21 protein-coding genes are annotated in these 21,191 nt (G+C 67.8%); 12 read left to right on the forward strand and 9 right to left on the reverse strand.

The window, feature by feature from the left end; all coding sequences use genetic code 11:
- The first annotated feature begins 288 nt into the window (after nt 1-288).
- The 6 genes from LQZ85_RS11815 to LQZ85_RS11840 all read left to right on the forward strand — a co-directional run bounded on the left by LQZ85_RS11815 (nt 289) and on the right by LQZ85_RS11840 (nt 7,169).
- Entirely contained in the window at nt 289-1,407 is a 1,119-nt protein-coding gene (locus LQZ85_RS11815; protein ID WP_056275485.1) for a hypothetical protein, read from the forward strand.
- Nucleotides 1,408-1,605: 198 nt separating this feature from the next.
- On the forward strand, nt 1,606-1,857 hold the full coding sequence (locus tag LQZ85_RS11820; RefSeq protein WP_056275482.1) for a hypothetical protein: 252 nt from the start codon (nt 1,606-1,608) through the stop codon (nt 1,855-1,857).
- Entirely contained in the window at nt 1,854-3,353 is a 1,500-nt protein-coding gene (locus LQZ85_RS11825; RefSeq protein WP_056275481.1) for an ABC transporter ATP-binding protein, read from the forward strand. Before LQZ85_RS11820 ends, LQZ85_RS11825 begins: the two co-directional genes overlap by 4 nt.
- Nucleotides 3,350-5,098, forward strand: coding sequence for an ABC transporter ATP-binding protein (locus LQZ85_RS11830; protein WP_056275479.1), 1,749 nt, complete (start codon nt 3,350-3,352; stop codon nt 5,096-5,098). Before LQZ85_RS11825 ends, LQZ85_RS11830 begins: the two co-directional genes overlap by 4 nt.
- Before the next feature lie 167 nt (nt 5,099-5,265).
- Nucleotides 5,266-6,288, forward strand: coding sequence for an arginase family protein (locus tag LQZ85_RS11835; protein WP_230100908.1), 1,023 nt, complete (start codon nt 5,266-5,268; stop codon nt 6,286-6,288).
- A 2-nt stretch (nt 6,289-6,290) separates the two neighbouring features.
- Nucleotides 6,291-7,169 carry a hypothetical protein gene (locus tag LQZ85_RS11840; RefSeq protein ID WP_056275475.1) on the forward strand — a complete coding sequence of 293 codons (879 nt, stop codon included), beginning with the start codon at nt 6,291-6,293 and terminating at the stop codon, nt 7,167-7,169.
- 10 nt (nt 7,170-7,179) lie between these two features.
- Here the strand turns inward: LQZ85_RS11840 and LQZ85_RS11845 are convergent, their stop codons facing one another.
- A complete protein-coding gene (locus LQZ85_RS11845; protein WP_056275472.1) occupies nt 7,180-8,166 on the reverse strand; it encodes an aldo/keto reductase in 987 nt (328 codons plus the stop codon).
- A 184-nt stretch (nt 8,167-8,350) separates the two neighbouring features.
- Nucleotides 8,351-9,811 (reverse strand): D-serine/D-alanine/glycine transporter, encoded by a 1,461-nt coding sequence (cycA, locus tag LQZ85_RS11850; RefSeq protein ID WP_053098162.1) that lies wholly within the window; start codon nt 9,809-9,811, stop codon nt 8,351-8,353.
- Between the two features lie 146 nt (nt 9,812-9,957).
- Here cycA and LQZ85_RS11855 point away from each other — a divergent pair, with 146 nt between their 5' ends.
- Together LQZ85_RS11855 and LQZ85_RS11860 are read left to right on the forward strand one after the other, a co-directional pair.
- The gene (locus LQZ85_RS11855) at nt 9,958-11,430 is read left to right on the forward strand and encodes an MATE family efflux transporter (RefSeq protein ID WP_072592114.1); all 1,473 of its coding nucleotides are present in this window, start codon (nt 9,958-9,960) and stop codon (nt 11,428-11,430) included.
- A 119-nt stretch (nt 11,431-11,549) separates the two neighbouring features.
- Nucleotides 11,550-11,942, forward strand: coding sequence for a hypothetical protein (locus LQZ85_RS11860; protein WP_150115131.1), 393 nt, complete (start codon nt 11,550-11,552; stop codon nt 11,940-11,942).
- A gap of 7 nt (nt 11,943-11,949) precedes the next feature.
- Here LQZ85_RS11860 and LQZ85_RS11865 read toward each other — a convergent pair whose 3' ends face one another.
- Both LQZ85_RS11865 and LQZ85_RS11870 read right to left on the reverse strand, forming a co-directional pair.
- Entirely contained in the window at nt 11,950-13,659 is a 1,710-nt protein-coding gene (locus tag LQZ85_RS11865; protein ID WP_230100909.1) for an AMP-binding protein, read from the reverse strand.
- 191 nt (nt 13,660-13,850) lie between these two features.
- Entirely contained in the window at nt 13,851-14,318 is a 468-nt protein-coding gene (locus LQZ85_RS11870) for a hotdog domain-containing protein (RefSeq protein ID WP_072592111.1), read from the reverse strand.
- A 169-nt stretch (nt 14,319-14,487) separates the two neighbouring features.
- On the opposite strand from LQZ85_RS11870, the gene LQZ85_RS11875 reads away from it, so the two are divergent.
- Entirely contained in the window at nt 14,488-15,102 is a 615-nt protein-coding gene (locus LQZ85_RS11875; protein ID WP_230100910.1) for an ATP-dependent Clp protease proteolytic subunit, read from the forward strand.
- Nucleotides 15,099-15,692: an ATP-dependent Clp protease proteolytic subunit gene (locus tag LQZ85_RS11880; RefSeq protein WP_056275458.1), complete on the forward strand. Its 594-nt coding sequence runs from the start codon at nt 15,099-15,101 to the stop codon at nt 15,690-15,692. The genes LQZ85_RS11875 and LQZ85_RS11880 overlap by 4 nt, the downstream gene beginning before the upstream one ends.
- A 162-nt stretch (nt 15,693-15,854) precedes the next feature.
- Here the strand turns inward: LQZ85_RS11880 and LQZ85_RS11885 are convergent, their stop codons facing one another.
- Both LQZ85_RS11885 and LQZ85_RS11890 read right to left on the reverse strand, forming a co-directional pair.
- On the reverse strand, nt 15,855-16,130 hold the full coding sequence (locus tag LQZ85_RS11885; RefSeq protein ID WP_230100911.1) for a helix-turn-helix transcriptional regulator: 276 nt from the start codon (nt 16,128-16,130) through the stop codon (nt 15,855-15,857).
- A 138-nt stretch (nt 16,131-16,268) separates the two neighbouring features.
- Nucleotides 16,269-17,156: a helix-turn-helix transcriptional regulator gene (locus tag LQZ85_RS11890; RefSeq protein WP_053098155.1), complete on the reverse strand. Its 888-nt coding sequence runs from the start codon at nt 17,154-17,156 to the stop codon at nt 16,269-16,271.
- Nucleotides 17,157-17,248: 92 nt separating this feature from the next.
- On the opposite strand from LQZ85_RS11890, the gene LQZ85_RS11895 reads away from it, so the two are divergent.
- The gene (locus tag LQZ85_RS11895) at nt 17,249-18,121 is read left to right on the forward strand and encodes an aldo/keto reductase (RefSeq protein ID WP_230100952.1); all 873 of its coding nucleotides are present in this window, start codon (nt 17,249-17,251) and stop codon (nt 18,119-18,121) included.
- Between the two features lies 1 nt (nt 18,122).
- Here the strand turns inward: LQZ85_RS11895 and LQZ85_RS11900 are convergent, their stop codons facing one another.
- From LQZ85_RS11900 to LQZ85_RS11910, 3 genes are read right to left on the reverse strand one after another with little or no spacing between them, the layout of a single operon-like run.
- The gene (locus LQZ85_RS11900) at nt 18,123-18,596 is read right to left on the reverse strand and encodes a MarR family transcriptional regulator (RefSeq protein ID WP_053098153.1); all 474 of its coding nucleotides are present in this window, start codon (nt 18,594-18,596) and stop codon (nt 18,123-18,125) included.
- Nucleotides 18,596-19,255, reverse strand: coding sequence for a GTP cyclohydrolase II (gene ribA, locus LQZ85_RS11905; RefSeq protein WP_053098152.1), 660 nt, complete (start codon nt 19,253-19,255; stop codon nt 18,596-18,598). The genes LQZ85_RS11900 and ribA overlap by 1 nt, the downstream gene beginning before the upstream one ends.
- Nucleotides 19,256-19,299: 44 nt before the next feature.
- Nucleotides 19,300-20,187, reverse strand: a complete 888-nt coding sequence (locus tag LQZ85_RS11910; RefSeq protein ID WP_230100912.1) for a DMT family transporter — start codon at nt 20,185-20,187, stop codon at nt 19,300-19,302.
- A gap of 134 nt (nt 20,188-20,321) precedes the next feature.
- Between LQZ85_RS11910 and LQZ85_RS11915 the strand changes: the two genes are divergently transcribed.
- Complete coding sequence (locus LQZ85_RS11915) at nt 20,322-21,158, forward strand: sulfurtransferase (RefSeq protein WP_072592109.1); 837 nt, start codon at nt 20,322-20,324, stop codon at nt 21,156-21,158.
- The last annotated feature ends 33 nt before the right edge of the window (nt 21,159-21,191 follow it).

Here is a 21,191-nt window from a genome sequence, read left to right on the forward strand (position 1 = left end):
TCTAGTGTCAAATGAGGTCATCGTCGACAGTCCCATCAGGATCGGGAACTGGTATATCGAACCATTCTCCGATATGTCGGCGGCATTCTTCTTCTCTTCCGATCCTTTTCGCGTGTGCGTTCTTGATCGACTGAGCTGGTGGATCTACGAGCTCGCAGATTGTCGCTCCGAGGTGGAGATCGCAACGCACGTCACGAACGTTTCATCCGGTCGGATCGGCGAGGGCGAGGAAGCCCGGTCATTCGTCCGTGATCGACTCGACTCGCTTCGCTTGAAGGGGTTGGTCGCGTGACCTCGGCGGCCGGGAGAAGCGCACTCCTAGACGTTCGGGATCGCATCGCGACCGTGGTCGACCACTGCGAGGGCGTCTTAACCAGCGGGACCTTCGGCGTGGGCAGCCACATCAGCGGGACCGCCGATGCCTACTATCGCGGAGCGGGCAGAATCTGCGCCCAGGCGACCGGTATCGACCCGGAGATCGTTCTGCCGTCGCTCGCGCCCGGGACTGAATCTCTGCGACGATCACATCTCGACACGGGATTGAGAGCTGCATTCGCGGGCGATTTGGCTGGATGCGCGGCGGAGCTCGAGTCCTATGCGGATCGACGCGCAGAGGTCCACGGGGGAGAGCTTCGTCCCGCTGACGGCCCGCGGCTGGCAGAGGACTGGGGAGTTCCGGGCTCCAGTGGGGGAGCGCTGGAGCGGTTCACTGCGAGCACGGTGCTCGACGGGGAGCCGGTCGCGCTTCGTCATGCCGAGCACGATCCCGCGCTCGCCGAAGCTGTCCGCAGCGCGACCTCATTGGCTACGGCTGCGGCGCCCCGCATCGCCGGTGACGCGTTCTCGTGCGTGTCCCGCGTCGGCGCGTTCTCTACCGAAGCGACGTTGTGCAGCGGATACGCAAGCTCGGCCGCCCTCTTCGTCTTCATCAATCAAGAGGCGTTACGCGTTTTGGAGTCCGCCGCCGAATTTCTATTGCACGAAAGCCTGCATCAGAAGCTCAACGACATTAGTCTGGCGCGCACTCTGGTGCGCGCCGACTACGATGACGCGCAAAGCGACCAGGTTCATGTGCCCTGGTCTTTTGGTTCCGACAAAGTGCGCAGTTTCGGCGCAGATCGCAGTTTCGCGGCTTTTCACGTGTACACGCACCAGGTGCTGTTGTACCTCGGCATGTATCTTCACGGTCTGGCGGACGAGGAGCGGGCGATCGAGCGGGCGGCCCTGGCGTGGGCGAGGGCTGATGTGTTCGCGCGGGCGATTGACTCGGGAGAGCTGGATCGCGAGCTTGGACACGATGGGCGACGACTTTCCGCATGGCTGGGGGGTGTAGTGGACCGACTGGGTGAGATCACCCTCCCCGCGGGCCGACAGCTGAGTTCCTATCGCGGCGCCGTTCACGAATGAATCGAGTCCCTGGCGGGGGACGACCGGAGACCCTAGATGACAGGAGGGAGGGGAATATGAGCAACATCGCCAACTTGGAGCAGAGTCTCGCTGAGCTGTTCGAGACTGCGTCCGGATGGGACGACGGGATCGTGGTTCACGAATCGGATGCAGAGAGCGCAGACATCCGAGACATCCGTACGGATATCTCGAGCATGCTTGGTTCGCGTCCGTCAGGGAACTGACGCGGCGGTTGCCCACGGATCCAGTTTCGGGTTTCGAGGCACACGCTATGAGACGATCATCCCCCGTGCGGCTGACGCCGTCGGGCTGTTCAAGGTCGCCGTCGGATCGCGGAGCGGCCCGTCGCTCGGGGCGCTCGTCGACGTCATGCGCCACCTCTCCGCCTACCCCTCGTTCGCCGCGATGCGTCGCGCGATGCCGTCGCTGAAAGAAGTCGTTCTGACGTGAGATCTTCGAAAGAGAGCCGACTCTCCGGAATCGGGTTCGCCTTCCTGTTCCTGCTCTTGACGGGTACCGTGCTCGAGTCACTGATGCCGCTTCTGCTCGGTGCCGCGCTCGGTGCCGCACTCACCGATACGGGACTTGGCTTGCTCTTCGCTGGCGCACTCGCCGTCGCCGTCGTCCTGGCTGTCGCGTGCAACGTCGCTCGCCACGTCGTCGGCGGACGGTGGATGATCCAGCGGCAGACGGCCATGCGCGCAGAGGTCGGCGAGGCGATCACCGCAGAGACGCAGAGGTCCGTCGGCGCGTCGCATGTAGGAACGGTGCTCGGCTCGGACATCTCGCGGATCGCGGGCTACCCGATCGCCGTGATGCGGTGGGCGGCTGCGATGGTCGGCCTCGTCATCGTCGCCGTCTACCTGCTGTGGCTGTCCATTCCGCTCGCGCTGATCGTGCTCGTCGGCGTTCCGCTGTTCATGTGGATCACGCAACTGGCCTCCGCGCCGTTGGAGGCGCGGCAGGAGGCGCTGAGGGACCGCGTCGGTCGTATCTCCGCCATGAGCTCTGACATCGCGCTCGGGTTGCGCTCGCTGTGGGCGGTCGGTGCGAGGGCATCCTTCCTCGCGCGTCTGCAACGCGAGAATCGCCGAGCGCAGGCAGAGGGCCTCCGGCTGGCAACAGCGGAAGCGGTGCTGCTCTCGGTCGGCGTGCTCCTTCCCGGAGTGATGCTGGTGGGACTGATCGCCGCAGGGGGAGCGCTTCTCGAGGCCGGAGCGCTCGAGCCGTCCGCGCTCGTGACGTTCTACGCCGCGTCGGCGTATCTCGTCGGGCCGATCCACACCACCGCGACAGTCCTGCAGGTGCGCTCAGCAGCGCGCGTGGCCGAACGGCGTCGTGCCGAGGTGACGGCGCCGTCGGAGGAGCCCACGAATGTCATCGCCGCGGTGGACGCCGACCGGTTGGATCCCACGGCCATCGCCGCGCGACGGCTGTCGGTGCTCCACCCCGGGGAGGACGCCGTCGTCGATCATCTCGCCGACATGTCTGCCGACGAAGTCGCGCGCCGCGCCGAGGTCGATACCTCTGGCGGCAAGCCGCGCGTCCAGTACGAGAACCCTGCGATCTTCTCGGGAACGATCCGCGAGCTCGTCGATCCGCGAGGCGAGGCGAACGACGAGACCATCGTGTCGGCGATCCACGCGGCTGCGGCCGACGACGTCGTCGAGCGGCTCGACGACGGACTCGATGAGGTCATCGGCGAGGGAGGACGACGTCTGTCCGGGGGCCAGCGGCAGCGGCTGATACTCGCGCGCAGTCTGCTGGGAGATCCCTGCTCGCTCGTTCTCGTCCGACCGACGTCGGCCCTCGACGTCGCCACCGAGGCGGAGACCGCGCAGCGCGTGGCCAGCCGACGACGCGCGCACACGACGATCGTCATCACGGAAAGCACGGCCTTCGACGAAAGTGCCGCCGCTGTGGCCGAACTCGGGAGGACGATGTGACCGACGTGATTCGCCATCTCCCTCGCCTGCGGGGAGCCGCGCTGCGGCACGGACTCGCGGACCTCGTGCGACCGCGGTGGTTCATGCTCGTCGGTGCGACCGCACTTCAGGGGGTGGCGGTGGTGCTCGGGCTCGTTCCTCCAATGCTTCTGGGCGCGGTGGTCGACGGCTACTTGGCTCAGAACCCGCTTCCGCTCTGGAACGTCGTGCTGCTCCTGGTCGCCGCGCTCCTCGTGGGTGGGATGGTCGGCTTCTTCGCATCGCGGGTCGCCTTCGCCTTCGGCGAGGAAGTCTTCGCCACCTTGAGATCACGCTTCTTCCGCGATGTGCTCGACCTGCCGCTGACTATGGTCGAGGCGCTGGACTCCGGCGAGATCCTGTCGCGCACGACCTCGGATCTCGATGCGGTGCACGAGGTGGCCCGCACGGGCGTGCCGGAAACGCTCGTGGGAGTCGTGACCACCGTGGTCACGATCGCCGTGGCTTTCATCGTGAACCCCTTGGTGGCTCTCGGGACGGTGATCGGACTCCCTCTGATCGTTCTGTCTACGCGATGGTATGTGCGGCGGGCGCCCGAGGTATATGAGGCGGAGCTAGAGGCCAAAGCCGCACTGATCACCGAAGCGACCGAGACTGTACGAGGCGCGAAGACCGTCTCACTCCTTGGGTTGTCCGACGTGAGACGACGGCGCTTCCAGCGGGCCGTCGATCGTGCCGACGCGACCTCTCGCCGACCGCTGCGGTTGGAGGCGAGATGGTTCCCCGCGGTCCAGCTGGGCTATCACCTGCCTGTCGTGACCGTGCTCGCCGTAGGGATCCCACTCGTGGGAACGGGAGCGGCGCAGATCGGAGAAGTCGCGGCCATCGCCCTGTTCATGCGGACCATCGTGCTCCCTCTGGACGATGTCATCTACTGGTTCGGAGAGGCGCAGTCGGCGATGGTGGCGTTCGGACGGATCCTCGGTGTCCCCGGAACCCGTGGCCAGGAGCGGACGGAGGAACGAGGTGCGAGGGACGCGGCGCAACCGCTCCTCGAGATGCGCGACGTCACCTACACGTATCCCGGCGGCCACCGCGCGGTCGACGGCGTGAGCCTGGAGATCCATCCCGGGGAACGCATCTGCATCGTGGGCCCGTCCGGCGCCGGCAAGTCGACGCTCGGGATGATGATCGTCGGTGCGCTCGAACCGTCCGCGGGGACGATCGCTCTCGACGGCAGGCCCATCATCCCCGGCGACGGCACGGTGGCGATGGTCGCCCAGGAAGACTACGTGTTCGCCGACTCACTTCGCGTGAACGTCGCGCTGGGCGACGCCGATGCGGACGTCGACGACGAGCGCGTGTGGTCGAGTCTGGACGCCGTCGGCGCGTCGTGGGCCCGCAGCTTGGAAGACGGACTCGATACGGAACTCTCGGATGGCGAGCGGGAGCTCAGCCCGAGCGAGGCACGCCAGATCGCGCTTGCTCGGGTGCTCTATGCGGGACCGATGCTTCTCGTACTCGACGAGGTCACAGCAGCGTTGTCGGCGGGCGCTGCGCGCGATCTCCAGCTCGGCGTCGCTGCGTCGCTCCCCGCAGCCGCGGTGCTCCAGATCGCGCACGACTTGACGACAGCGCGAGATGCCGATCGTGTGGTGGTGATGGAGGGCGGGCGGATCGTCGAGGTCGGCACCCATGCTGATCTCGTCGGCCTGGACGGACGCTATGCGCATCTCTGGCGCATCTCGGAGGGGGTCGTGGCGTGAATCGCTCTGACGGACGACGCCTTGTTCTGCGTCCTGACGCCGTCGTGCGCATCGAGGGGCTCGACCGCGCGGACTTCACTTGGGGCACCGCGGGACCACGAGTGACCCTCCGCGGAGCGTCCTTGCGTGCCGTCGAGAAGTTCGCGGTGCCCCAGCTGGTCGAACATGTGGTCGAGGCGTTCTCTGCCTCGGCCGAGCGGGAAGTGATCGTCGCCGCGATCGAGCGGCTGATCGATGCCGGAGTGCTCGTGGATGAGTCGAGAGCCGAGTGGGAGACCGCCGCGCGGGTCGGCCTGTTCGGCGCCCCCGTCGTCTCGGTGCGATCCGCGCTCGCCGGTGAGGCCGACGTTATCGTCGTCGGGGTCCCTTTTGACGGTGGAGTCACGTACAGGCCGGGAGCCAGATTCGGCCCTCAGGGTATTCGGAGCGTGAGCAGGAGCGTCTTCCAGGCGGCCGAGCCGCCTAGGGGTATGCACGACCCCGTTCGCGGGAAGCGTGTGATGGAGTCTGTGCGGGTGAGAGATGTGGGCGACATCCTGCCCGACCCTGGCGGGGGTGGCAGGAGGCAACTTGACGACGCGCGGGTATTGGCCGGGCGGATCGCCGGCGCGGGCAAACTGCTCGTCGCCCTCGGCGGAGACCATTCGATCTCGGCGCCACTCATCGCCGGGGTGGCTGATAGCGTCGGCTCCATCGGAGTGCTGCACTTCGATGCCCATCACGATCTCTCCCATCCCGCGTCGGGCGACATGAAGGGTCTGCACCACGGGAATTTCCTCAACTGGAGCGCGGGGGATGACAGGGTCGCGCATATCGTCCAGTGCGGCATCCGCCAGCTCACCTCAGTCGATCCCGAGACGCTCGATTCGCATCACGTGTGGCCTGGCCGGACATGGGTCGACGCGGGCGCGGAGTCGCTGCTGCGCACCATCGCCGCTGATATCCCGTGGTATGTAACGGTCGATGTCGATGTCATCGATCCCGCACACATGCCGGCCACGGGCACACCCCTACCGGGTGGTGTGCGATGGGGGGAGCTTATCGACGTGCTCGTCGCGGTACTCGGATCGCGGAGAGTCGTGGGGATCGATGTCGTGGAGTTCCTGCCGGACGGACACGACGCTCCGGGCCTCGAGATTTCTGCTCTGCTCGTCCACGCTGTGGACGCCGCCATGGGTGGGAGGCGCTGAACATGCTCTCGGTGCGCCTTCTCGACACGCGCGAGTTCGGTGAGCATGAGGAACTTCTTCGCACGACTGGCGTCATCGGCGAGGGCGCCATGTCGCGCCAGCTGGACTCTCTGGTCGACGTCGACGTCGCTGTCGCGTATTGCGGACGGCGACCGGTGGGTTGCGTCGCGGTCAGCCCGCAGAGGAGAGATGGTCACCTCGTGGCCGATCTTCGGGGAGGAGTTCTGGTGGGTGATCGAGGACGCGGAGCGGGGAGAGCGCTGATCGACTGGTTCTGCGACGCGGGGATCGAGGAGTTGGACGCCCGGATCATCGAGGTGATCATCGACGACGGGGTCGGCGATGACGCGTTGCGTCACATCCTGAGCGAGCGAGGCTTCGTCGCCGAGGACTTCGTCGAGATGACTGCGCCGACACGCGAGCTCGGCGGGGTGAGCCTCCCGGATGGCGTGGCGCTGAGCCTGCTGGACGAGTCAGATCTTCCGCTCGCTGCAGCCATCTACGGCAGCGCGCACGGCGTCAGAGTCGATGTCGACCATGCGGAGCGTGATCTTCTCGCTGTGTGGAACTCTCCGTTCGTCAGCCGGAGGGATAGCGTGATGGCGTGGCGAGACGGACTTCCGGAGGGCTTCGCCATCGCTTACCGCTGGCCTGGTGATCCGGAGGATCTCTGGATCGAGTGCCTCTCTGTCGGGCCTGGAGGCGGTGACGGCGGTGCGCGAGTCGCTCGCGCTCTGCTCAGCGTCTTGCGCTCGACGAGGGACGGCACCCGTTCGGTGAGCACCGGGGTGACTGCCGCGAAATCGGTGCAGTATGAGAGGTCAGGCTTTGAGGTCCAGCGCCGCTGGGCCCGGTTCCGCCAAGTCTTCGTGGCCGGGTAGGAGCGCGGGCTCACCGGTCGACGAACGACATCTGCTGCGGGTTGTAGCGGTCGCCCTGCACCCCGACGCGAGCGGCGAGCTGGTCGAGATCCGCCATCTCGTCTGCCGAGAGCGCCACGGCCGCCGCTCCCGCGTTCTCGGCGATGCGCGAGGTGCGGCGGGTGCCGGGGATCGGCACGATCCACGGTTCGCGGGCGAGCAGCCAGGCCAGCGCGATCTGGCCGGACGATGCGTCCTTCGCCTCGGCGAGTGCCGTGACGTGACTCACGAGGGCCTGGTTCGCCGCCCGGTTCTCCTCGCTGAAGCGGGGGATCGTGCCGCGGATGTCTCCGTCTGCGAATGAGGTGGTCTGGTCGACGGTGCCGGTGAGGAACCCCTTGCCCAGAGGGCTGAAGGGTACGAAGCCGATGCCGAGCTCACCGAGCACCGGCAGAACCTCACGCTCGGGATCGCGCGTCCACAGCGAGTACTCGCTCTGCAGCGCGGTGACCGGCTGCACGGCATGCGCGCGTCGGATGGTGGATGCCGAGGCCTCGGAGAGCCCGAAATGACGCACCTTGCCTTCGGCGATCAGCTCCGACACCGTGCCCGCGACGTCTTCGATCGGCACGTCCGGGTCGACGCGGTGCTGGTAGAAGAGGTCGATCACATCGGTGCGCAGGCGCCGCAGCGATGCCTCCGCGACGCGGCGGATCTGCTCGGGGCGGCTGTCGAGCCCGACGCTCTTGCCGTCTTCGATGCGCCACCCGAACTTCGTCGCGATGGCGACCTGGTCGCGGATCGGCTCGAGCGCCTCGCCGACGAGCTCTTCGTTGACATAGGGCCCGTACACCTCCGCGGTGTCGAAGAACGTGACGCCGAGGTCGAGAGCCGACCGCAGCACGCCGATCATCTCGTCGCGGCTGCCGGGGTTGGGTCCGTAGCTCTGCGACATCCCCATGCAGCCGAGTCCGACTGCCGAGACCTCGAGGCCCTGTCCGAGTGTGCGAGTGTGCATGTCGAGTCCTTTCGTCAGGGCCGACGCTACGCGCGCTGACGGCCCCGAGGGAGGGCCTGTCGGAACCTCCCACAGGCAGCCGCCGTTCACGATTCAGCACGAGCAGTCCCGGACACAGCAGAACCGGCCGATTCGTCAGGAATCGGCCGGCTCATGCTGAATTGTGAACGCCGAGCCGTCGCGACTACTCCGCCGAGTCGTCGCGCAGGTAGGCGATGTGCGCGGCGTGCCGGGTCAGGTGGTTCTGCGACTTCCGCACGAACAGCCACGCGACGAGCAGCAGCACGAACCAGATCGGAGTCACGAGCAGCGCGGTCAGCGTGTCGGGCTGTGTCGTCAACGCCCACAGGATGAACACGAAGAACGCGAGCACGACGTAGACCATGAAGATGCCGCCCGGCATCCGGAACCTCGATGCGGCGACCTTCTCGGGCCGCCGGCGCCGGTAGACGAGGTAGCTGCACAGGAAGATCGTCCAGACGAACATGAAGCACACCGCCGAGACCGTGGTGACCATGTCGAACGCGGTGCCGATGTCCTTGCCGGCGTAGAGCAGCACGACACCCGACAGCAGCAGGATGCACGACAGGAACAGGGCGTTCTGCGGCACGCGGCGCTTCGACAGGCGTCCGAACAGCCGGGGCGCATCGCCGTCCTGTGCGAGCCCGAACACCATGCGCGAGGTCGAGTAGATGCCAGAGTTGGCGCTCGACATGGCAGAGGTCAGCACGACGAGGTTCACGACGGTGGCGGCGATGCCGAGGCCCGCGAGAGCGAACATCGCGATGAAGGGGCTCTCGCCCGCGACGTACTCGGTCCACGGCGTGACGGCCATCAGGATGACGAGGGCGCCGACGTAGAAGAGCAGGATGCGGATCGGGATCGCGTTGATCGCCTTCGGCAGATTCTTCTCGGGGTCCTTCGTCTCGGCCGCGGCGGTGCCGACGAGCTCGACGCCGACGAACGCGAAGACAGCGATCTGGAACCCGGCGACGAAGCCCATGAACCCGTGCGGGAACATGCCGCCGTGATCCCACAGATTCGCGAAGCTCGCCGTGCCCGCATCGTGCTGGAAGCCGGTGAAGATCATCACGAGACCCGTGATGATGAGCGCCACGATCGCCACGATCTTGATGAGCGCGAACCAGAACTCCATCTCGCCGAAGGCGGCGACGGTGGGCAGGTTCAGCGCGAGCAGGATGACGATCACCAGCACGCCAGGGATCCACAACGGGATGCCGGGGAACAGCGCATCCGTGTAGCCGGCGATCGCGATCACGTCGGCGACTCCGGTGACGACCCAGCAGAACCAGTACGTCCATCCGGTGAAGAACCCCGCCCACGGGCCGAGCAGGTCGCTGGCGAAGTCGCTGAACGACTTGTACTTGAGGTTCGAGAGCAGCAGCTCGCCCATCGCCCGCATGACGAAGAACAGCATGAAGCCGATGATCATGTAGACGAAGATGACCGAGGGGCCCGCGACCGAGATGGTCTTGCCGCTGCCCATGAACAGGCCGGTGCCGATCGCGCCGCCGATCGCGAGCAGCTGGATGTGCCGGTTGCTCAGTGCCCGCTTCAGGTGCTGCTCGTCGCCGTCGGCCGATCCGTCCACCCCGACGGATCCGCCTGTCTTCTCTGTCGTCATCGCTCGAACCTCCGGTGTTCCGTGCCGCGTCCCGCTGCGGCATCCTTCCGACCGTACTTGGCGATCGGGGATGGCATCCAACCGAATCGATTCGATAGCCTGGTACGACCCCCGATCATCCCCCAGTTCTGCGAGCCTCTTCTCTCATGGCCACCTCTCTGACCACGGGCCGTCCGTGGCGTGTCATCCTGTCGTTCTCCATTCCCCTGCTGCTCGGAAACGTCGTGCAGCAGATGTACCAGTTCGCCGACGCCGTCGTCGTCGGCCGGCACCTCGGCGTCGAGTCCCTCGCAGCCGTCGGCGCCACCGGCAGCCTGCTGTTCCTGCTCATCGGCTTCGCCTGGGGTCTGACCAGCGGTTTCGCGATCCCCATCGCGCAGGCGTTCGGAGCGGGTGACGGTGCCGCCGTGCGCCGCTCGGTCGCGACCGGCGTGATCCTGACCGGAATCACGAGCGTGGTGCTCACGATCGTCGCGCCCCTGATCGCCCGACCCGTGCTCGAGCTGCTGCAGACGCCGGCCGAGCTCATGCCCGAGGCGACGGTCTTCACCCAGATCAGCTTCATCGGCGCGAGCGCGACGATGTTCTTCAACTACCTCTCGGCGATCATCCGGGCGATCGGCGACTCGCGCACGCCGCTCATCTTCCTGACCGTCTCGTGCGCGCTCAACGTCGGCCTCGTGATCCTGATGGTCGGTCCGCTCGAGTGGGGAGTCGGCGGCGCAGCCCTCGCGACCGTCGTGGCCCAGGCCGTCTCCGTCGCACTGTGCCTCGAGTTCGTGCGCCGTCGCCTGCCGATGCTGCACCTGCGTCGCGCCGACTGGCGAGTCACCCGCGACGACTTCAGGGAGCACCTGCGCCTCGGTCTGCCGATGGGATTCCAGGCATCGATCATCGCGATCGGCACGCTCACCGTGCAGGTTGCGCTGAACACGCTCGGCTCGGATGCCGTCGCGGCCTATACGACGGCATCCCGCGTCGACGGCCTCGCGGTCGCCTTCCTCTCGTCGCTGGGCCTCGCGTCGTCGATGTACACGGCGCAGAACCTGGGCGGGCGCCGCCCCGACCGCATCCGTCGAGGAGTCGTCGAGGGCACCTGGATGGCGATCGCCGCCGGCATCGCACTCGGCGTCATCATCATCGCGTTCGGCACGCCGATGGTGCGCCTGTTCGTCGGTGAGGGGTCCGACGAGGTCGTGCGACTCGCGCACCTCATGCTGATCATCAACGGATGCGGGTACTGGGCCCTCGGTGTGCTGTTCGTGCTCCGCGGGGCGCTGCAGGGCCTCGGCCACACCCTCATCCCCACCGTCACGGGCGTGATCGAGCTGGTGATGCGCGTGGGAGCGGCCGTCGTGCTCGGCGCGCTCATCGGATTCGAGGGCGTCGCGCTCAGCAACCCTCTCGCCTGGCTCGGCGCGATCGTGCTGCTGGTGCCCGCGTACGTGCGCGCTCACCGGTCGCTCGCCCGCATGCCGGTCGACCCGATCGAGTCCACCGAGACGTCGGCGATGGCGATCATCGGTCCGACCGACGGCTCGATGGTCGTCGACGCGGTCGTCACCCAGCCGGTGCGAGTGGTCAAGAGGTCCCGGTTCGCACGGTTGAAGCGCCGCTGAGCAACGCGTCACGGTTGAGGAACATCATCCTTCAGATGGATGCCCAGAATGCCGACACTTCGTAATGTTGGTGATGCGGAGGTTCCGCGGACCGGGGGGTCGTGATGACATCGTCAAGGGTGGCAAGCGAACTGGCATCGATACTGGTGCCGATCGGAGTGGTGGGGGCCGTGCTCGCGGCGCTGTGCGCGATCGTGGCGGGAGTCGCGATCATGCGCGGAGCGGCGGGTCTCGCCGGCGGAGCGGTAGGACTGTGGATCCCGAGCGCGATGCTCAGCACCACGGCATCGTTCGCGAATCAGTGGACGCCGCTGCTCGTGTCCGGCATCGTGCTCGTCGCGATGCTGGTGATCGGAGCCGTCGCACGCGGGATCGTCAACGCGGGCGAGCCTGCCCGTGAGGTCGCCCGCGCCGCGCGGATCCAGGCTGTCGTCGACGCGCCCGAGCCGACGGTCCCGGCGCGCTCCACGAAAGCGCCGAGCACCGGCAGTCAGCCTGCGCTCGCAGGCTGAGCCGCACTCAGCGGTAGTCGCGATCCCGGTGCTGCGCGGCCTCGTCTCCTGAGGCCACGCGCTCGGCCTCTCGGGCGCGCAGTTCGACCCGGCGGATCTTGCCGGAGATCGTCTTGGGCAGCTCGGGCACGAACTCGATGATCCGCACCCAGAGGTGCGAGGACAGCCGGTCGTGGGCGTAGGCGAAGATCGATCGCGCGGCCTCGGCGTCGGAGCCGGCCGCGTCGGGGCGCAGGCACACGTACGCCTTCGGGACTGCGAGCCGCGTCGGATCGGGGCTCGGGATCACAGCCGCCTCGATCACGAGGTCGTGCTCCAGCAGCACCGACTCGAGCTCGAACGGCGAGATCTTGTAGTCGGACGCCTTGAACACGTCGTCCGCCCGGCCGATGTAGGTCAGATAGCCGTCGGCATCCCGCTGGGCGATGTCGCCCGTGTGGTGGTATCCGCCGACGCGCGACTCGGCCGTCTTCTCGGGGTCGTCGTAGTACCCGGCCATGAGCCCCACCGGAGGATGCGCCAGGTCGAGCGCGATCTCGCCCTCGTGCTCGGCGAGCTCACCGGTCGCGGGGTCGAGCAGCACGACGGGGTATCCGGGCAGGGGTCGTCCCATCGATCCGATCTTGACGACCTGACCGGGGGAGTTGCCCACGCAGGCCGTCATCTCGGTCTGGCCGAAGCCGTCGCGGATCGTGCCTCCCCACGCCTCCTGCACCCGGTCGATGACCTCGGGGTTCAGCGGTTCGCCGGCTCCGACGAGCTCGCGCGGCGGGTGGGTCAAGCGCCCGAGGTCGGCCTGGATCAGCATCCGCCACACGGTGGGCGGCGCGCAGAACGTCGAGACATGATGCGTGTCCATGACCTGCATGAGGGTGTTCGCGTCGAAGCGGTCGTAGTTGTAGACGAACACGGTCGCCTCGGCGAGAAAGGGCGAGTAGAAGCTCGACCACGCATGCTTCGCCCAACCCGGCGACGAGATGTTCAGGTGCACGTCGTCGGGGCGCACACCGAGCCACCACATGGTCGACAGATGCCCGATCGGGTACGACACGTGGGTGTGCTGCACGAGCTTCGGACGGTTGGTCGTGCCGCTCGTGAAGTAGAGCAGAGCCGTGTCATCGGCGGGGGTCGCGGCGTCGGGCTCGAAGGTCGTCGGAGCGTCGGCGGAATCGTCGAAGCGCGTCCACCCGGCCGGAATGCCCTCGCCCACCCCGATGCGCAGGACGTCGCCGTCGATGTCGGTGATGCGCTCGGCCAGGCCGCCGAGCGTCACGATGGCGCGGGCGCGTCCGTGGTCGACGCGGTAGGCCAGGTCGGATGCCGAGAGCAGCGTCGAGGTGGGGATCGACACCGCGCCGACCTTGGTGATGGCGAGCATCACCTCCCAGAGCTCGATGGTGTTGCCGAGCATCACGATGACGTGGTCGCCCCGCCCGATGCCGAGTCCTGTGAGCCAAGCGGCGACCTGGTCGGAGCGGCTCGACAGCTCTCCGTAGGTCCACGACTCGAGGCTGAGGTCGGCTGACACGATCTGCACCGCCGGGCGGTCGGGCGACTCGCCGGCGATCACGTCGAACCATTCGAGCGCGAAGTTGAACTCAGCGGGCGCAGGCCAGGCGAACCCCTCGCGTGCCGCGGCGTAGTCCGTCGCGTTCGCGAACAGGAAGTCGCGCATCTCTCTGATCGCGGTCGTGGCTGCGGTGGCGCTGCGGCTCATTCTGGGCTCCTTTGCTCGGCAGACGTGTTCCATCCTCGCACCGAGCGCAGACGCCGGCCTCTGACCCCCGCACCTGCGGAAGGAGATCCCTCGCTCAGAAGGACCGAATCCACTGCCTGGTCCTTCGGTGCGAGAGATCGCCTCCTGAACGGAGGCCCGCACACGGGCGGACGAGCGGGCGGGAGCCGCGGCTAGGGCAGGCGGATCGTCCCCGTGGCGATGCGCTCGGTCGGCATCCGATCGCGGTTGTACGTGATCTCGTCGTATCCGTGCGGCGTCGGCATCCCGTCGTCGTCCAGGCTCACGAACACGATCTTCTCGATCGTGAGGATGCGCTTGCGCGTGATCATGTTGCGGGCGACGGCGCGCATGGTCAGAGACGTGGTGCCGAAGTGCGTGGCCTGCAGGCCGATCTCGATCAGGTCGCCCTGCACGGCTGAGGCCTCGAAGTTGATCTCGGAGATGTGCTTCGTCACGGCCCGATAGTTGCCCAGCTGCACGATCGCGTAGATCGCGGCCTCTTCGTCGATCCACTTCAGCAGGCTGCCGCCGAACAGCGATCCGTTCGCGTTGAGGTCTTCCGGCTTCACCCATTTGCGGGTGCGGAAGTTGATGCCGTCTTCGGACCACTGCCACTCGGGTGTCTTCTGCTTCGCCATGCTTCGAGGGTAGGAGCCGCGTGAGTCGGGGGTGTTACGCGAGGATGCCGAACCGATCTGCACGGGTGGATCTGCTGGCGCCGATCTCCTCTGGGCCTATCTGCTCTGGGCCGATCTGCCGCGAGCGGATACTCGCCCGCACTCCGACACGGCGGCGGATGCTGGGGCCATGAGCGAAGACAACCCCATCCCGCAGTTCGGCCCCGAGGCCCGCCGGGCACTGTTCCACGAACGGGTGCTCGTGCTCGACGGCGCCCTCGACGACGACAACGGCACGCTGCTCATGACGCAGCTGCTCACCCTCTCGGCGGAGGATCCGACGACCGACATCGCCCTGTGGATCCATTCGCCCGGTGGTTCCGTGCCGGCGATGCTCGCGATCCGCGACCTCATGACCCTCGTGCCGAACGACGTGTTGACCCTCGCACTCGGGCTCGCGTGCAGCGCCGGGCAGTTCCTCCTCTCAGCCGGGGCGAGGGGCAAGCGCAGGGCGCTCCCGCACGCGCGCATCCTCATGCATCAGGGCTCGGCGGGGATCGGCGGCTCGGCGGGCGAGCTCGAGACGCAGGCCGACGACCTGAGGCACATGCGCGACACCGTGCTCGGGCTGATCGCGGCCGACACCGGACAGCCCGTGGAGCGCATCTTCGAGGACTCGCTGCACGACCGCTGGTACACGGCGGAGCAGGCGAAGGACTATGGCTTCATCGACGAGATCGTCGCCTCGCTCGCGGATCTCATGCCGCGTCGTCGGGCCCGGGTCGGGCTGGGTGCGGGCGCATGAGCGGTTACACGATCCCCAACGTCATCGCGCAGCATCCGCGCGGTGAACGCGTCATGGACGTCTACTCGCACCTGCTCGCCGAGCGGGTCATCTATCTCGGCACCGGCGTCGACGCCGGAGTCGCCAACGCGTTGATCGCGCAGCTGCTGCACCTCGATGCCGACAGCCAGGATTCCGGCATCCAGTTCTACATCAACAGCGAAGGTGGCGATCCGGGGGCGGCGCTCGCGATCTACGACACCATGCAGCACGTGCGTCCGGCGATCGCGACGACGTGTGTGGGTCAGGCGATCGGGCCGGCGGCGCTGCTGGTCGCGGCAGGGGCTCCGGGACAGCGGGCAGCTCTCGCGCACGCCCGCATCGTGCTGCATCAGCCGGCGGGCCAGTCGCGGGGAGCGATCCCCGACCTCATCCTCGCGGCGGACGAGGTCGTGCGGGTGCGTTCCGACATGGAGTCGATCCTCGCCAGGCACAGCGGACGCTCGCTGAGCGAGCTGCGCGCCGACACCGACCGGGATCGCGTCTTCACGGCATCCGCCGCCCGGGACTACGGTCTGGTCGACACCGTGCTGGGGGAGCGGGCGGACTGAGGGGTCACGGCGTTCGTCTGCAGGATCGGGGCACGGATGCAGGATGATTCTGCCGTTCTGGTCCTGCATCCGTGCCGAAGTCGTGCAGACGGACGGACCTGCAGACGGACGGACCTGCAGACGGACGGACCTTCAGACGGGGCGGGCAGACGAGACGAGCCGTCAGGCGGCGAGGGCGAAGGCCCCGCGGGTGGCGGACACCGCAGCGGATGCCGGAGCCATCGTCGCCTGGCGCAGCTCGTCGGCCACGGCGCTCGTCAGTTCGATCAGCGAGGTGTCGAGGGCCCCGGCGATCGCCGCGATCATCTCGCTCGACGGCTCCTTGAGTCCCCGTTCGACCTCGGAGAGGTATTGCGGCGAGACTCCGGCGTTCCCTGCCGTCTCGGTCAGGGTCTCGTCCCGGTCGTGTCGTCGACGGCGCAGCTGATCGCCGACCATCTGGCGCCATAGGGGCTCGGGCTCACTGGGACGAGGGCGGGCAGAGAGAGGTGCGCGAGGGAACGGGACGAGGTCGGCCATGCCTCACGATAATCCGCCGTCAGCGCACGATTCGAGCGGTTCTGCTCAGAGCAGAAATCAGGCCTCGGTGCGCTCTGAAGGCGCATCGATGGTCCCATCGGCAGCGTCGGTCGCCGCCCAGCTCGCGAGCATCCGCAGTTTGTCGGCGGATGCCGTTCCCGGCTCGGCCGTGTACGTCGACATCTGCAGGCCCGGGTCAGCCGGCAGCTCGAACGCCTCGTAGGTGAGTTCCATCTCGCCGACGACCGGGTGGTTGATGCGCTTGACACCGCTGCGGTGGAAGCGCACGTTGTGCGCCGCCCACAGGGTGCGGAACCGCTCACTGCGCGTCGACAGCTCGCCCACGAGGTCGGTGAGCTTGCGGTCGAACGGGTTGCGCCCCGCTTCGCCGCGCATCGCGGCCACGAGCTCCTGGGTGTTTCGCTCCCATTCGGGGTAGAACGTCTGTGCGGCCGGGTCGAGGAAGGCGAAGCGGGCGCTGTTCGGCACCGGGGTCGTGAACAGGGGCGCATAGAGCGCGCGGCCGAGCGCGTTCGCCGCGAGGTAGTCGAAGTAGTTGTTGCGCACGATCGCCGGCGCCTCGGTCATCGCGTCGAGCAGGCGCAGGATGCTGGGGCGCAGCGTCTCGACCTTCTTGCGCGGCTTGCGGGCGACGGGTGAGGCGTTCGCGGTGCGGGCGAGATCGAACAGATGCGCGGTCTCGGCCTCGTCGAGCTGAAGAGCACGGGCGAGCGCATCGAGCACGCTGTCGGAGACGCCGGACAGATCGCCCCGTTCGAGTCGGGTGTAATAGTCGACGCTGACGCCGGCGAGCAGCGACACCTCTTCACGGCGCAGCCCCGGCACACGCCGGTTGCCGCCGAATGCGGGGAGGCCGGCCTGGTCGGGGGTGATGCGGTCGCGCCTCGACGAGAGGAATTCGCGCACCTCGCTGCGGGTGTCCATGTATGCGACGGTACGCCCCCTGTCGCGACGAAGGGAGGTACTGGTGGACTCTCCCTCGCGTGTGAGCGGACGCGCACACTGGAGGTATGACGATGAACGTCACGCTCAACACCGGCATCGAGATGCCTGCCCTCGGCTTCGGAGTGTTCCAGGCCGCTCCGGACGAGACGGTCGATGCCGTCAGCACCGCTCTCGAGACCGGCTACCGCCTGATCGACACCGCCGCCGCCTACGGCAATGAGCGCGAGGTCGGCGAGGCGATCCGCCGCACCGGCATCGCGCGCGATGAGGTCTTCATCGAGACCAAGGTCTGGATCAGCGATTTCGGCTACGACGAGACCCTGCACGCGTTCGAGAAGTCGACGGGCAAGCTCGGGATCGATCAGCTCGACCTGCTGATCCTGCACCAGGCCCTGCCGACCCGCTTCGACCTCACCCTGGGTGCCTATAAGGCGCTCGAGACCCTGCTCGCCGACGGTCGGGTGCGCGCCATCGGCGTCAGCAACTTCATGGTGGAGCACCTCGACAAGCTGGCGGCGGAGACGAGCATCGTCCCCGCGCTCAACCAGATCGAGGTGCACCCCTACTTCCAGCAGCGCGAGGTGCAGCAGGCGGATGCCGCGGCCGGCATCGTCACCCAGGCGTGGTCGCCCATCGGCGGCATCACGGCCTACCGCCCCACCGGCGCATCCGTCTTCGACGACGAGACGCTCACGGCCATCGCCGCAGAGCACGGCAAGTCGCCGGCACAGGTGATGCTGCGCTGGCACCTGCAGCAGGGCCGCTCCGCGCTGCCGAAGTCGGTGCGTCCCGCCCGCATCGCCGAGAACTTCGACGTCTTCGACTTCGAGCTCACCGCCGACCAGCTCGACGCGATCGATGCGCTCGACACCGGTGTGCGCCGTGGCCCCGAGCCCGAGGACGTCACGCTCGAGACCTTCGGCCGCGAGATCCCCGAGGCGTGACCTAGAGAGCGGCGGCGACGCCGGGGAGCAGCTTGGCCGAGATCGTGCCGAGCTGCTCCCTCTCCTCTGCGGTCAGAGGGTCGAGGATCAGTTCGCGGATCTGCGCCACATGAACGGGCGCCGCCGCTCGCAGCAGGTCACGACCGGCATCCGTCAGCGCAGCGGTCAGCGTGCGCTTGTCGCTGCTGCACGAGGTGCGCGTCACCCAGCCGCGGTCTTCGAGCGAGTCGATCGCGTGGCTGAGTCGTGAGCGGCTGAGCCCGGCGATCTGCGCGAGCTCGGTCATCGGGATCGCGCGATCACCCTGACCTGCGAGGGTCACCAGGATCGCGTAGTGCGAGTGCTTGAGCCCGGTCTCGGCCTTGAGCGTGCGATCGAGCACCTGCGGCAGCAGCTGCACGAACCGGATGGTCGGCAGCCACGTCTGCATCTCCGCATCGTCGAGCCTCCGCTCGCTCGCCAGCTGCGCGTTCATCAGGCGGCTGACAGGTCGAGCGTGTGCGAGGTGTGGTCGCGCTTGGCCTCGAGGTAGCGGTGGTTCGCGTCCGACAGGTGCACGCCGGTGGCCACCTGCTCGGTGACGCGGATGCCGAGGGCGTCGAGCTGTGCCGCCTTGTCGGGATTGTTGCTCAGCAGACGGATGCTGTCGACGCCCACCGCCTGCAGCATCTGCGCGGCGATCGTGTAGTCGCGTTCGTCTTCTCCGCGGCCGAGTGCGACGTTCGCCTCGTACGTGTCGAGGCCGGCATCCTGCAGCGCGTACGCGTCGAGCTTGGCGTAGAGGCCGATGCCCCGACCCTCCTGGCGCAGGTAGAGCAGGAACCCGCCGTCTTCGGCGATGCGCTCGACGGCTTCACGCAGCTGCGGGCCGCAGTCGCAGCGCTCAGAACCGAACACGTCACCGGTCAGGCATTCGCTGTGCGGACGCACGAGGGGTGCGTCGCCGCCGTCGGCCGCGCGCTCCAGGGCGGCCCGCCAGTCGCCGAGCCCGAGCAGCAGGTGCTCGCGGCCGTCGATCAGTCCGTCGAACGTGACGACATCCGCCGTGGTCGAGAACCCGTCGGCGAAGCGCATCGGCACGCGCACCCGCGTCCGCTCTGTGGCGACCGGAACGACGGTTGAAGTTTCAATCATGTCGGGTGCAACGCGCCGACGCCCCCGATATTCCCGCTGGCGCACTACTCGCCGGAACGACGACGCACGGGCTTGAGCTCGCTGGCGAGGATGCCGAGCACCACGAGTGCTCCGCCGATCAGTGCGGCGACGGGCAGGCGTTCACCGGCGATGCGCCCGATCACGGCCGCCCAGACCGGTTCGCCCGCATAGATGATCGTCGCGCGGGTCGGGGACACGGACTTCTGGGCCCAGTTCATCGTGAGCTGGATGACGCAGCTCGCCACTCCGAGTCCGACTGCGCAGCCGACCCAGATCCACGAGAACTCGGGCAGGCCCTCGCCGACGACCGGCATGGTGAGGATGCCGAGCACTCCGGCCGTGAGGAGCTGGATGATCGTGATCCTGCCGAGGTCGATCCGGCCGGCGAACACGCTGATCAGGATGATCTCGGCCGCGATGGGCAGGGTGCTGATGAGCGTCAGGATCTCGCCCGACCCGAGGGTCAGGGCGAACGCATCGGGTCCCGCGATGAGCAGCAGTCCGAGGAACGCGAGCGCGGCGCCCACGAACGCCATGGCCGGTGGGCGCTTGCGGAAGACGGCCCACTGCGCGAGCGGCACGAGAGGGATGTACATCGCGGTGATGAACGCCGAGGTGCTCGAATCGATGGTCTGCAGCCCGACGGTCTGCAATCCGTATCCGAGATAGATCATCACGCCGATCGCGACCCCGGCGCCGATGTCGCGCCAGCGGATGCCGCGCAGCGCCCGTCGGAAGATGACGATGCTGATCGCGCCGGCGACCAGGAACCGGATGCCGACGAAGAACCACGGCCCCGAGTTCTGCATCGCCCAGTGCACCAGGAGGAATGTGCTGCCCCAGACCGCCGTCACGGCGATGAGGGCGACCTCCTGTCGGCGCAGGCTCATGAAGCGGAATCGAGTGGACATGCTGTCCTTTCTCGACGCGGCCGGGACGAGCCTAGCGCCGCGCCGACCGCCGTCTCGAATCGCCGATCGGCCCGATATGTCGACGGAATACGGCCGGGTGCGCGATCCGGACGGCGTCTCGCTAGCCTCGGATCATGAGCAACTTCGTGAGCGCCACCGAACTGCACGATCTGCTGACGTCCGAGACCCCCGTGCGTGTGATCGACGTGCGCTGGCGACTCGACCGGCCCGACGGCCGAGAGGACTACCTCGCGGGCCACATCCCGGGGGCGGTCTTCGTGCCGCTCGCGACCGAGCTCGCCACCCACGGCGAACCCTCGGACGGCCGGCACCCCCTGCCCTCCACGGCGACGCTCCAGGATGCCGCCCGGCGGTGGGGTGTGAACCGGGGTGACGTCGTCGTCGCCTATGACGACGCCAAGGGAGTCAGCGCGTCACGAGCATGGTGGCTGCTGCGTCAGGGCGGTGTCGACGTGCGCGTCCTCGACGGCGGCATCCGCGCGTGGACGGCCGCCGGCCTTCCGGTCGCCGACGATGACGTGCAGGCCGAGCCCGGCGACGTCGTCCTCGACGAGATCGGCGGCGATGCGATCTCGATCGACGAGGCCGCCTCGTTCGTCGACACCGGTGTGCTGCTCGACGCGCGCGCGCCGGATCGCTATCGGGGAGAGCACGAGCCTTTCGATCCGATCGCCGGGCACATTCCGGGCGCGCTCAACGTCCCGATGGCCGCCCATCTGGATGCCGAGGGCCGGATCCTCGACACTCATACCCTTCAGGCGACCTTCGCCGCCCTCGGGGTGACCGAGGGGACGCCCGTCGCGGCCTACTGCGGCTCGGGCATCACGGCGGCGCACACCGCGCTGGTGCTGGATGAGATCGGCATCGAGGCGAAGGTCTTCCCCGGCTCGTGGAGCCAGTGGTCGAACACTCCGGGGCGTCCGGTCGCGGTCGGCGATCAGCCCGGGTGAGTCGGTCGACTCTGAGCCCGCGAACGGGCGCGG

Origin of the sequence: Microbacterium sp. Bi98 (assembly GCF_918698045.1) — a bacterium.
GTDB lineage: Bacteria > Actinomycetota > Actinomycetes > Actinomycetales > Microbacteriaceae > Microbacterium.